The following is an 11,896-nucleotide window of genomic DNA, read 5'->3' as shown; positions in this document are numbered from 1 at the left end:
GTCAGGCCGCCTTCTCGAACAGGGTGACGACGGCAGCGCCGCCGAGCCCGATGTTGTGGGCCAGCGCCAGCCGTGCGCCCTCGACCTGGCGCGGGCCGGCGGTGCCGCGCAGCTGCCACACGAGCTCGGTGGCTTGGGCGAGACCCGTCGCACCGAGGGGGTGTCCCTTCGAGAGCAGCCCGCCCGAGGGGTTCGTCACGACCCGGCCGCCATACGTGTTGTCGGCGTCCATCACGAACTTCTCACCCGTGCCCTCGGGCGTCAGGCCGAGCGCCTCGTACGACAGCAGCTCGTTGGTGCTGAAGCAGTCGTGCAGCTCGACGACCGCGAGGTCCTCGGGGCCGACGCCCGCGTCCTCGTAGACCTGGCCCGCGGCAGCGGCCGACATGTCGTAGCCGACGATCCGGCGCATGTCGCGGGAGTCGAAGGTGCTCGGGCCGTCGGTCGTCATGGCCTGCGCCCGGATCACGACCGAGGCGTCGAGGCCGTGCTTGCGCGCGAACTCCGGCGTGCAGACGACGACGGCCGCGGCCCCGCAGGTCGGCGGGCAGCACATCAGTCGGGTCAAGGGGTCCGAGATCGCCGGCGCGGCCATGACCTGCTCGACCGTGACCTGGTCGCGGAACACCGCGTACGGGTTGTTCGCGGCGTGCTGGCGGGCCTTGACCGAGATCCGCGCGAACGTCTCGGCGCTCGTGCCGTACAGGTCCATGTGGGCCCGGCCCGCACCACCGAACATCTGCGCCGCGAACGGCGCCTCGGTGCGGTCGATCAGGGGCTCCATCGCGTCGTCGAACCGCGCGAAGGGCGAGGTCCGATCGGTGAACCCCATCGTCAGCGCCCCGTTGGCCATCTGCTCGAAGCCGAGCGCGAGCGCGCACTCGACGGCGCCGGACTCGACCGCCTGGCGCGCCAGGAAGAGCGCCGAGGAGCCGGTCGAGCAGTTGTTGTTGACGTTGACGATGGGGATCCCCGAGAGGCCCACGTCGTACAGCGCGGCCTGGCCCGAGGTGGAGTCGCCGTAGACCCAGCCCACGTAGGCCTGCTGGACCGTGGCGTACGGGACGCCCGCGTCGTCGAGCGCGGCCCGGGCGGCACTCGCGCCCATCTGCTCGTAGCGCGAGCCCGCACTCGGCTTGGTGAACGGAACCATGCCGACCCCGGCAACGACGACGGACGAGCTCATGGCGGACTCCTCGATGTGGTGAGGACCACACCGTGGCACTCCACCCGTCAATTAGTCAAGCCGTACTAGTCGCGAATGCTCAGACTGCGATATCCTGCCGAGGTGACCCAGCCGCCCACGGCCACCCTTCCGGTGCAGCAACGCGCCTGGGACACCCGTCTGCTCATCCTCGAGGCGGCCGTCGCGTGCCTCGCGGAGGAGGGATACGCCGCGGCCACCATCTCCCGGGTACAGGGTCGCTCCGGCGTCTCGCGGGGCAGCATCCTGCACCAGTTCCCGTCGCGCGACGACCTGCTGATCGCCGCCGTGCAGCACCTCGCCACCGCGCGCACCGCTGACCTCGACGGCCAGCCCGAGCGCACCGTGGGTGACGTCGACGCCTCGATCGAAGCGCTGTGGGAGACGCTCCACGGTCCGTTGTTCGCCGCGACGCTCGAGCTGTGGGTGGCCGCCAAGAACAGCCCGGCCCTCGCCGCGGCCCTCGCACCTCCCGAGCACGACCTCGGCCGGGTCATCCGCGCCGCGATCGCCGACATGTTCGGACCGGACCTCGCCGCCCACGAGCGGTTCGCCGACCTCACGTCGCTCCTCCTCACGAGCATGCGGGGCGTGGCCCTGACCTACACGTTCGAGCCGCGCGACCACCGCCTCGACCCCAACCTCGAGGTCTGGAAGCGGCTCGCGCGGGCCTACCTGGCCTGACCCCTGCCGACACCTGACGGATCACCGTCATGCCGGACACGCAGCCACGGACCACGAGCGGGCGGTGAGTTGGCGTCCGAACCGTTCGCTTGGGGGTGACTCAGCGTCCGATCCGCACTGCGAATCGGACGCTGTCTCACCGCTGCCGCGGGAGCATGGGCGCTCACTCACCGCCCGCCGGGCTGGTGGTCCGTGGCCGCTTGTCGCTCAGCTGTCGTCGAGCCGATCCACCATCCACCGTCACCGCACCCTCCCGGACCGACGAAGCCCCTCCCGGACCGAGGTCCGGGAGGGGCTTCGCGCGATCGGCGTCGCTCAGAGCTTGGTGCCGGTGCTCCGCAGCTCGGTGCAGGCCTGCACGATGCGGGCGGCCATGCCGGCCTCGGCGGCCTTGCCCCAGGCGCGCGGGTCGTACTGCTTCTTGTTGCCGACCTCGCCGTCGACCTTCAGGACGCCGTCGTAGTTCGCCAGCATGTGACCGGCGACCGGACGGGTGAACGCGTACTGGGTGTCGGTGTCGACGTTCATCTTGACGACGCCGTAGTCGACCGCGGCCGAGATCTCCTCGGGCAGCGAGCCCGAGCCGCCGTGGAAGACCAGGTCGAAGGGACGCGCATCGGCATCCGGGCCGTGCTGCGCGGCGACGGCCTCCTGCGCGGCCTTGAGGATCTCCGGACGCAGCGTGACGTTGCCCGGCTTGTAGACGCCGTGCACGTTGCCGAACGTCAGCGCGGTCAGGTAGCGCCCCTGCTCACCGAGCCCGAGCGCGGCCGCCGTGGCGAGCGCGTCCTCGGGGGTCGTGTAGAGGTGCTCGCCCATGCCACCCTCGACGCCGTCCTCCTCGCCACCGACGATGCCGATCTCGACCTCGAGGATGATCTTGGCGGCCGACGCGCGCGCGAGGAGGTCCTTCGCGATCTCGAGGTTCTCCTCCAGCGGCACGGCCGAGCCGTCCCACATGTGCGACTGGAAGTACGGCAGTCCACCACCGTCGACGCGCTCCTGCGAGGCCGCGATCAGCGGGCGGACGAAGCCGTCGAGCTTGTCCTTGGGGCAGTGGTCGGTGTGCAGCGCGACGTTGACCGGGTACTTCTTGGCCACCTCGTGCGCGAACGCGGCGAAGGCCAGCGAGCCCGACACCATGTTCTTGACGGTCGGGCCGGAGAGGTACTCGGCGCCGCCGGTCGAGATCTGGATGATGCCGTCGCTCTCGGCCTCGGCGAACCCGGCGAGGGCCGCGTTCAGGGTCTGCGAGCTCGAGACGTTGATGGCGGGGTACGCGAACGACTCGCGCTTGGCCTTGTCGAGCATCTCGGCGTAGATCTCGGGAGTGGCGACGGGCATGGAGGCTCCTGGGTCACGGCGGGTTCATGGGGAGGAGTCGCGAGGACGTCCACGGCCAGTATTCCAGCCTCGGCGGTCTCAGGCGTCCAGGGCCTTGACCGCCGCGCGGGCCGCGACCTGGACGGGGCTCCACACCGACGCGAACGGCGGCGCGTAGGCGAGGTCGAGCATCACGACGTCATCGACCGTCATGCCGGCCGTGAGCGCGGTGGCGGCGGCGTCGACCCGAAGGCCCGCGTTCTCGGTGCCGATGACCTGGACCCCCAACAACCTGCGCGATCCGCGGTCGGCCACGAGCAGCACGGTCATCTCCCCCGCCTCGGGCATGTAGCCCGCGCGAGCGCTCGTCTCGATCGAGACCACGACCGGGTCGAACGCCGCATCCCTGGCCTGCTGCTCACCGAGCCCCGTCCGCGAGATCTCCAGCGCACAGAACTTGGTGATGGCGGTCTGGACGACGCCGGGGAACGTCAACCGGTTCGGCTCCTCGAGGAGCGTCGCAGCGACGTCGTCGGCCACGACCATGCCCTGCTTGTTCGCGTGCGTGCCGAGCGGAAGGTGGATCGGCAGGTCGGTCGTGCGGTCGCGGGTCTCGACGCAGTCGCCGGCCGCCCAGATGCGATCGGCTCCGGCAACCCGCTGGCGGGCGTCGGTGACGATGCCGCCCTTGACGCCCGTGGGGAGCCCCGCGTCGGCGGCCAGCCCCGACCGGGCGGTGACACCCAGCCCGAGCACGACGAGGTCGGCCGGCAGCATCTCGCCGTCGATCTCGACACCGGTCACACGACCGTCGTCGTCGAGCACGAAGCCCTCCACCGCTGCCCCGGTGCGGAGCTCGATGCCACGACCGCGCATCGCCGCGGCGACCTTCTGACCCAGGCTCGGCTCGATCATCGACAGCGGCGTGGGCGCCCGCTCGACGACCGTCGTGCGGATGCCGCGGACGACGAACGCCTCCGCCATCTCCAGACCGATGTAGCCGCTGCCGACGACCACGACGTGCTCGGGATCGCGCTCGAGGGCACCGATGACCGCTTGGCCGTCGCCCAGCGACTGCACGCCGAGGATGCCGTCACCGTCGATGCCCGGGAGGTCGGGCCGCACTGGCTCGGCTCCGGTGGCGATGATCAGCACCTCGAAGGGGATCCGCTCGACGGAGCCCGACTCGAGGTGCCGCGCCTCGACCTCGCGCGCCTCGACGTCGATCTCGACGGCCTCGGTTCCCGTGCGCAGGTCGATGCCGTTGGCCCGGTGCTCCTGCGGCGAGCGCGCGACCAGGTCGTCGGCCGAGTCGACGTCGCCGGCGATCCAGTACGGGATCCCGCACGCGGAGTACGAGGTCCACTCGTCGCGCTCGAGCACCACGACCTCGTACGCATCGGGAAGACGACGGCGCAGCGCCGCCGCGGCACTCATGCCGGCGGCGTCACCACCGATCACGAGGACGTTGGCCATGCCGCCGAGCCTAGGTGCACACCCCGCGGCTCGCTGAGCGGCGACGGTCAGCCGATCCGCTTCTCGAACCAGTGCTGGGCGTACGGGTTGTCGTTGTAGCGCGGCACCTCGTCGTAGCCGGATCGCCGGTACATCGCGATCGCCGCGGTCAGGTCGGCGTGGGTGTCGAGGCGCACGACGGGCCGCCCGTGCTCGACCGCCGTCGACTCCAGGTGCCCGAGAAGGAGCCGAGCCACCCCGAGCCCACGCCGCTGGGGGTGCACCCACATCCGCTTGACCTCGGCAGTTCCCTCATCGAGCCAGCGCAGTGCCCCACAACCGACGACCTCGCCGTCGACCGAGGCCACGAGGAACCGTCCGCGATCACCCGTGAACTCGACCTCGTCGCGCGCGGCCTGCTCAGGGTCGAACCCGGTCGCGAAGATCTCGTCCAGCTCGCGCAGGTACGCGGTGACCGCCGCGCGGGCTCCCGGGGACCCCGGCTCCACGACCCCGACCACCACGTCCGCCATGGCGCCGATGCTAGTCAGGCGGGCCGGCGTGCTGGCGGATCCAGGTGTGCATCGCCACGGCGGCAGCCGCGCCGGCGTTGATCGACCGGGTCGAGCCGAACTGCGCGATCGACAACAGGCCCGAGCAGGCCGCTCGCGCCTCCTCGCTCAGCCCTGGGCCCTCCTGGCCGAAGACCAGGACACACCGCACCGGGAGCGCGGCCGACTCGATCGCCTCCGAGCCCGCCACGTTGTCGATGCCGAGCAGCGGCAGGTCGTGCTCGGTCGCCCACGCGACCAGGTCGGCGACGGTCTCGTGGTGGCGGACGTGCTGGTACCGGTCGGTGACCATCGCGCCGCGCCGGTTCCACCGACGTCGCCCCACGACGTGCACCTCCGCCGCGAGGAACGCGTTGGCCGTGCGGACGATCGAGCCGATGTTGAAGTCGTGCTGCCAGTTCTCGATCGCGACGTGGAACCCGTGCCGCCGCGTGTCGAGGTCGGCCACGATCGCGTCGAGGCGCCAGTAGCGGTAGTGGTCGACGACGTTGCGGCGATCACCCTCGGCCAGCAGCTCCGGATCCCAGTGGTCGCCGGTCGGCAGCGGCCCGTCCCAGGGCCCGACGCCGACCTCGCTCCGGTCAGGCTCGGGCTCAGGCTCGGCCTCGGGAGGTGACGGTTCCGGGGTCATGCCCCGTAGGTGCTGCGGTACTCCCGCACGGCGTCGAGGTGCTCGCCGTGGCGACCGGTCTCGGCGAGGTAGGCGATCAGCTGGTCGAGGTTGACGATGGCGTCGACCCCGATGTCGAGGTCGCGCTCGACCTCGCCGATGGCCGAGAGATCACCCTGTCCCCGCTCCTGCCGGTCGACCGCGACGGCGACCCCGACGAGCTCGGCCCCTGCCGACGCGACGATGCCGGCGACCTCGCGGATGGCGGTGCCGGCCGTGATGACGTCGTCGATGACCAGGACCCGACCCTCGAGCGGTGTGCCGACGATCGTGCCGCCCTCACCGTGGTCCTTGGCCTCCTTGCGGTTGAAGCACCAGGGGACGTCACGGCCGTGCCGCTCGGACAGCTGGACCGCCGTAGCCGCGGCGATCGGGATGCCCTTGTAGGCCGGACCCATCAGCACGTCGAACTCGCGGCCCGCCGCCACGATGGCGTCGGCGTAGAAACGGCCCAGGCCCGCCAGCGCGGCGCCCGTGCGAAAGCCCCCGGCGTTGAAGAAGTAGGGCGAGGTGCGTCCCGACTTGAGGGTGAACTCACCGAAGGAGAGAACGCCCAGGTCGAGCGCGAACTCGACGAACTCACGCTGGTAGTCGCGGATCTCGGTCACGCGGCCCGACTCACTGTGCCCGACTCACTGGGCAGCGGGAGCGGCCTGCACCGCGGGCTTGTCGACGACCTCGACGAGGTCACCGATCACGACGCGGCGGTTGTCGGTGCTGAACATCTCGGCGCACGTGATCATCGTGAGGAGCTCGTCGGTCGGCGTGGCGCCGCGCGCGTTGGGGTCGGGCACCGGGAAGAGGGGCCAGGCGGTCGTGTAGTCGACCTTGATCTCGTCACCGTTCATGCGCAGCTGGTACGTGTAGAGCTGCGTGCGGGTCTCGATCTCGACGATGTCTCCGGCCCGGAGGTCGGGCAGCCGCTTGAAGACGGCGCCGCGGCCGCTGCGGTGGCCCGCGATCACGAAGTTGCCGACCTCTCCCGGCCCGACACCCTTCTCGTACCAGCCCACGCCGCTCGCCAGGGCCGAGCGGCCCTTGGAGTCGAGCAGGTCGCTGCCGGGGATGATCGGCATCTCGTAGTCGCTGCCCCAGCGCTCGACCCGCAGGAGGCCGATCGCGTTGGAGTCGATGTTGTTGGCCCAGTCCTCGGAGATCTGCTCCTTGACCGCTTCCTGCTTCTGCGCCGAGACGATGTTGGTGCCGTAGAGCTCCCACCCGACGTACCCGATGAAGCCGACGCCGGTCAGCACGAGGGCCAGGCCGAGGATCGTCAGGAGTCGGCTGCGGCGACGCGGCTTGCGCCGGCGCGGCGGGGGTGAGGACGGCTGCTGAGGAGCCTCGATGACGGCCATGATGTCCAAATCCTCCCACACCAGTCCGAACACGGGTATCGAAACATTCACCGTCCGGTGTCGGGAAGGCGTCCGTTCATTGACGACTGCACCACCGGTGTGCGTACACTGGGATCAGCCCCGCCGTTTCACCCCCCGAGAACGGCGGGGCCCTTTCATGCCCGGACGGCCGTCGTGGCCCACGCGGCCCGACCGGCGTCTAGGCTCGCCGACATGGTCGGTCCCAGCTCCCGCGTCGCCAGCCTCGGCACCACGATCTTCGCCGAGATGAGTGCCCTCGCCGCCCGCACCGGTGCCGTCAACCTCGGGCAGGGATTCCCCGACACGAGCGGACCCGCCGGGCTGCTCGACCGTGCCCGAGACGCCATCGCGGCCGGTGACAACCAGTACGCACCTGGCCGTGGCACCCCCGAGCTGCGCGCCGCCATCGCCCGACACCAGGAGCGCCACCACGGCCTCGTCCTCGACCCCGATCGTGAGGTCATCGTCACGACGGGCGCCACCGAGGCCATCGCCGCAGCGGTCCTCGGGCTGATCGATCCCGGCGACGAGGTCCTGGTGCTGGAACCCTTCTACGACTCCTACGTGGCGATGGTGCAGATGGCCGGCGGGGTGCCCGTGCCCGTCACGCTCCGCGCGCCGGAGTTCCGCCTGCCGGTCGACGAGATCCGCGCGGCGGCCGGCCCCCGCACCCGCGCCATCATCGTCAACACCCCGCACAACCCGACGGGTGCCGTGCTGGGTGGCGACGAGCTGGTCGCGCTCGCTGCCATCGCGCAGGAGCACGACCTCGTCGTCATCAGCGACGAGGTCTATGAGCACCTGACCTTCGACGGCGTCCGCCACCGCCCGCTCGCGACCGTGCCCGGCCTGGCCGATCGGACCGTGACGATCTCGAGCGCCGGCAAGTCGTTCTCGGTCACGGGCTGGAAGGTGGGGTGGGCCACGGGTCCGGCCGGGCTCGTGGATGCGGTCATGGCCGCGAAGCAGTGGCTGACCTACACCTCCGGCACACCGTTCCAGGGCGCCGTGGCCTGGGCTCTCGACCACGCCGACGACTTCGTGGCCGGGCTCGCCCGCGACCTGCAGACGCAGCGCGACCTGCTGTGCGACGGACTCGAGGCCGTCGGATTCGACGTGATCCGCCCCGCTGCCACGTACTTCGCCACGACCGACATCCGGCCGCTCGGCTTCGACGACGGTCTCGACTTCTGCCGGCGCCTGCCCGAGCTCGCCGGTGTCGTGGCGGTGCCCCACCAGGTGCTCCACCTCGACCCCGAGCCCGGCCGGCCGTTCGTGCGGTGGGCCTTCTGCAAGAAGCCGGAGGTCATCGATGAGGCGATCATCCGACTGGGGCGACTCTCGTCACGTTGAGTAACGCCACGGGCCGACGGTCGTTGAATATGGCAGGACCCCAGACGACCGGAGGCATCGTGGACGAGTGGCTCGGACTCATCGTGGCAACTCTTGTGCTCCTGGAGGCTTACTTGCTCGCCGTGGTGATCTACCCCGTGCTGTTCGAGCGCGGATCCGGCCAGCACGGCTGAACCACCTCGCGCGAACGATCAGGACCCTGGCCGGTGGCCGGGGTCCTGCTGCGTTCGGGGCGCCCCAGCCCTGCCGGGTCGAGCTGAGGCCCTCCCGCACCCACCAACGACAGAACCCCAGCACGTGGCTGGGGTTCTGGCGTGGAGCCGCCTGTCGGAATCGAACCGACGACCTTCTCATGACGAGTGAGACGCCCTGCCGGGTCGAGCTGAGGCCCTCCCGCACCCACCAACGACAGAACCCCAGCACGTGGCTGGGGTTCTGGCGTGGAGCCGCCTGTCGGAATCGAACCGACGACCTTCTCATGACGAGTGAGACGCCCTGCCGGGTCGAGCTGAGGCCCTCCCGCACCCACCAACGACAGAACCCCAGCACGTGGCTGGGGTTCTGGCGTGGAGCCGCCTGTCGGAATCGAACCGACGACCTTCTCATGACGAGTGAGACGCCCTGCCGGGTCGAGCTGAGGCCCTCCCGCACCCACCAACGACAGAACCCCAGCACGTGGCTGGGGTTCTGGCGTGGAGCCGCCTGTCGGAATCGAACCGACGACCTTCTCATGACGAGTGAGACGCCCTGCCGGGTCGAGCTGAGGCCCTCCCGCACCCACCAACGACAGAACCCCAGCACGTGGCTGGGGTTCTGGCGTGGAGCCGCCTGTCGGAATCGAACCGACGACCTTCTCATGACGAGTGAGACGCCCTGCCGGGTCGAGCTGAGGCCCTCCCGCACCCACCAACGACAGAACCCCAGCACGTGGCTGGGGTTCTGGCGTGGAGCCGCCTGTCGGAATCGAACCGACGACCTTCTCATGACGAGTGAGACGCCCTGCCGGGTCGAGCTGAGGCCCTCCCGCACCCACCAACGACAGAACCCCAGCACGTGGCTGGGGTTCTGGCGTGGAGCCGCCTGTCGGAATCGAACCGACGACCTTCTCATTACGAGTGAGACGCTCTGCCGACTGAGCTAAGGCGGCGGAGTCCGCCGAGGATCGCCCGTCGGACCGAAGCCCGACTTTACCCACCCCGGGACGGGGAGGCGAATCCGGGTCGGCCGACGCCTAGGATCGCGACGTGAGCAACGACGACGTGACCGACGAGCTGACCCGGATCCGCGCGAGCATCGACAACATCGATGCGGCGTTGGTGCACCTGCTCGCCGAGCGGTTCAAGCACACCCAGCGCGTCGGACGCCTCAAGGCGACCCATGACATGCCGCCGTCCGACCCGGCTCGTGAGGCTCGCCAGATCGAGCGACTCCGTGGTCTGGCGATCGAGGCCGATCTCGATCCGACCTTCGCCGAGAAGTTCCTGACGTTCGTCATCGACGAGGTCATCAGGCACCACGAGGCCGCCCGCCAGTAACAACGGGCACCAGCGCGCGACCTAGGTCAGGGGCAGGGCCGAGCGGAGCGAGGCTGACGGACCCGACGCGCCCTTCGAGGCTCGTCGCCAGGGCTCCTCGCACCTCAGGACCCGCGCTAGCGAGTGTCGGGAGTGAGCGCGACGAAGGAGCGCGTCCCGGCACCACGAGGCCGCGCGTCAGTGGTCGACTAGCACTCCGGGTCGTCGTCGGGGACCGTGCCGTCGACCAGGTAGGCGTCGACCGCGTCGGTGACGCAGCGGTTGCCGGACTGGTAGGCGGTGTGGCCGTCGCCGTCACGCGAGATCAGCACGCCGGAGTCGAGGATGTCGGCCAGCTCGACGGCCTGCTCGTAGGGCGTGGCGGGGTCGCGGGTCGTGCCGAGCACCAGGATCGGCGGCGCACCCGTGGCCGAGAAGTCGACCGGGTCGGCCTCGGACTCGAACGGCCAGGCCGAGCAACCGCCGGCGCCCAGGCCCAGCGCTCGCCCGAAGACCGGTGAGACGGCCTCGAACTCGGCGACGTCGGCCTCGAGCTCCCCGAAGGTGGGACGCTCGGTCGCGTCGAGGCAGTTGACCGCCGTGATGACCTGACCGATGTTGGAGCCGTACGAGCCGTCCTCGCTGCGCTCGAAGTAGGCGTCCGACAGGAACTGCAGGCCGGCGCCGTCACCCTCGCCGATCGCCAGGGTCAGGGCCTTCGTGAGCTCGCCCCACAGCGTCTCGCTGTACAGCGGCAGGGCGATGCCGAAGAACGCCTGGCCCTCGGTGAGCGGGCGGTCCGGGTCGTCGGTGGGCATCGGCTGCGCGTCGAGCTGGGCCAGCAGGGCCGCGAGCTGCTGCTCCGCCGCCGCCTCGTCGGTGCCGAGCGGGCAGTCGGCCTCGGTGACGCAGTCGGCGATGTAGGCCTCGAGGGCGCGCTGGAAGCCCGTGGCCTGGCCCAGTGCGGAGTCGACCGGGCCGAGCTCGGGGTTGATCGCACCGTCGAGCACCATGCGGCCGACCTTGTCGGGGAACAGCGAGGCGTACGTGGCGCCCAGGTACGTGCCGTACGAGGCGCCGAACCAGTTGAGCTTGGCGTCGCCCACGAGCGCGCGGGCGATGTCCATGTCGCGCGCGACCTCGACGGTGGAGACGTGGCCGGCCAGGTCGCCGGAGTTCTCCTCGCACGCCTCGGCCATGCCAGTCAGCTGGTCGATCGAGGCCTGCACCTCGGCCGGGTCGTCGGGGGTCGGGTCGGTGTCGACGTACGCGTCGAACTGCTCGTCGTCGTAGCACTCCAGCGGGGAGCTGACCCCCACCCCGCGCGGGTCGACCCCCACGATCGCGTAGGCGTCGGTCACGTCGTCGCCGAGCTGGAACGCCATCGTGGTGGCGTAGTCGACGGCGGAACCGCCCGGACCGCCGGGATTGACGAACAGGTGCTGCTCGGCGTCCTCGTCGCCGACCACCCGCATGCGCAGCTCGGTGGTGTCGCCGTCGGGCTCGGCGTAGTCGATCGGGACCGTGATGTCGGCGCACCGGTCGGTGCCGCAGTCCTCCCAGTCGAGGTCCTGCGTGTAGTACTCCTCGAGCCCCTCGGGGTAGCTGACGTTCTTGCTCGGATCAGGATCCGTGCGCACGTCGTCGTCGCCGCCGGCGAGCAGCAGCACGGCCGTGACCGAGCCCGCCACGATCAGCGCGAGCACCAGCCCTCCGATGATCCAGAGCTTCTTCGACATCGTGGT

At 70.5% G+C, this 11,896-nt stretch carries 12 protein-coding genes and 1 tRNA gene; 4 read left to right on the top strand and 9 right to left on the bottom strand.

What is annotated here, in order from left to right:
- Position 1: 1 nt before the first annotated feature.
- The gene (locus tag V6S66_RS03100; protein ID WP_334205299.1) at positions 2–1,186 is read right to left on the bottom strand and encodes a lipid-transfer protein; all 1,185 of its coding nucleotides are present in this window, start codon (positions 1,184–1,186) and stop codon (positions 2–4) included.
- A gap of 102 nt (positions 1,187–1,288) precedes the next feature.
- Here V6S66_RS03100 and V6S66_RS03095 point away from each other — a divergent pair, with 102 nt between their 5' ends.
- Entirely contained in the window at positions 1,289–1,888 is a 600-nt protein-coding gene (locus V6S66_RS03095; protein WP_334205298.1) for a TetR/AcrR family transcriptional regulator, read from the top strand.
- Between the two features lie 315 nt (positions 1,889–2,203).
- On the opposite strand, the gene fbaA is transcribed toward V6S66_RS03095, so the two are convergent.
- The 6 genes from fbaA to V6S66_RS03065 all read right to left on the bottom strand — a co-directional run bounded on the left by fbaA (position 2,204) and on the right by V6S66_RS03065 (position 7,263).
- A complete protein-coding gene (fbaA, locus tag V6S66_RS03090) occupies positions 2,204–3,232 on the bottom strand; it encodes a class II fructose-bisphosphate aldolase (protein ID WP_334205297.1) in 1,029 nt (342 codons plus the stop codon).
- Positions 3,233–3,310: 78 nt separating this feature from the next.
- Positions 3,311–4,687, bottom strand: coding sequence for an FAD-dependent oxidoreductase (locus V6S66_RS03085; protein ID WP_334205296.1), 1,377 nt, complete (start codon positions 4,685–4,687; stop codon positions 3,311–3,313).
- A 47-nt stretch (positions 4,688–4,734) separates the two neighbouring features.
- On the bottom strand, positions 4,735–5,199 hold the full coding sequence (locus V6S66_RS03080; protein ID WP_334205295.1) for a GNAT family N-acetyltransferase: 465 nt from the start codon (positions 5,197–5,199) through the stop codon (positions 4,735–4,737).
- Between the two features lie 10 nt (positions 5,200–5,209).
- A complete protein-coding gene (locus V6S66_RS03075; RefSeq protein WP_334205294.1) occupies positions 5,210–5,869 on the bottom strand; it encodes a TrmH family RNA methyltransferase in 660 nt (219 codons plus the stop codon).
- Positions 5,866–6,516 carry an orotate phosphoribosyltransferase gene (gene pyrE / locus V6S66_RS03070; RefSeq protein ID WP_442885885.1) on the bottom strand — a complete coding sequence of 217 codons (651 nt, stop codon included), beginning with the start codon at positions 6,514–6,516 and terminating at the stop codon, positions 5,866–5,868. Before pyrE ends, V6S66_RS03075 begins: the two co-directional genes overlap by 4 nt.
- Positions 6,517–6,540: 24 nt before the next feature.
- Positions 6,541–7,263 carry a sortase domain-containing protein gene (locus V6S66_RS03065; protein WP_334205293.1) on the bottom strand — a complete coding sequence of 241 codons (723 nt, stop codon included), beginning with the start codon at positions 7,261–7,263 and terminating at the stop codon, positions 6,541–6,543.
- Positions 7,264–7,476: 213 nt separating this feature from the next.
- On the opposite strand from V6S66_RS03065, the gene V6S66_RS03060 reads away from it, so the two are divergent.
- Together V6S66_RS03060 and V6S66_RS03055 are read left to right on the top strand one after the other, a co-directional pair.
- On the top strand, positions 7,477–8,637 hold the full coding sequence (locus tag V6S66_RS03060) for a pyridoxal phosphate-dependent aminotransferase (RefSeq protein ID WP_334205292.1): 1,161 nt from the start codon (positions 7,477–7,479) through the stop codon (positions 8,635–8,637).
- Positions 8,638–8,666: 29 nt separating this feature from the next.
- Entirely contained in the window at positions 8,667–8,810 is a 144-nt protein-coding gene (locus V6S66_RS03055; RefSeq protein WP_334205291.1) for a hypothetical protein, read from the top strand.
- 898 nt (positions 8,811–9,708) lie between these two features.
- On the opposite strand, the gene V6S66_RS03050 is transcribed toward V6S66_RS03055, so the two are convergent.
- Positions 9,709–9,784: transfer RNA gene (locus V6S66_RS03050), tRNA-Thr, on the bottom strand.
- 97 nt (positions 9,785–9,881) lie between these two features.
- Between V6S66_RS03050 and V6S66_RS03045 the strand changes: the two genes are divergently transcribed.
- Positions 9,882–10,172: a chorismate mutase gene (locus tag V6S66_RS03045; RefSeq protein ID WP_334205290.1), complete on the top strand. Its 291-nt coding sequence runs from the start codon at positions 9,882–9,884 to the stop codon at positions 10,170–10,172.
- Positions 10,173–10,360: 188 nt separating this feature from the next.
- Here V6S66_RS03045 and V6S66_RS03040 read toward each other — a convergent pair whose 3' ends face one another.
- Positions 10,361–11,890 carry an alpha/beta hydrolase gene (locus V6S66_RS03040; RefSeq protein WP_334205289.1) on the bottom strand — a complete coding sequence of 510 codons (1,530 nt, stop codon included), beginning with the start codon at positions 11,888–11,890 and terminating at the stop codon, positions 10,361–10,363.
- Between the last annotated feature and the right edge of the window lie 6 nt (positions 11,891–11,896).

The organism is Aeromicrobium sp. Sec7.5, assembly GCF_036867135.1.
GTDB lineage: Bacteria > Actinomycetota > Actinomycetes > Propionibacteriales > Nocardioidaceae > Aeromicrobium.
This window is presented reverse-complemented; position numbering and strand designations above follow the sequence as displayed.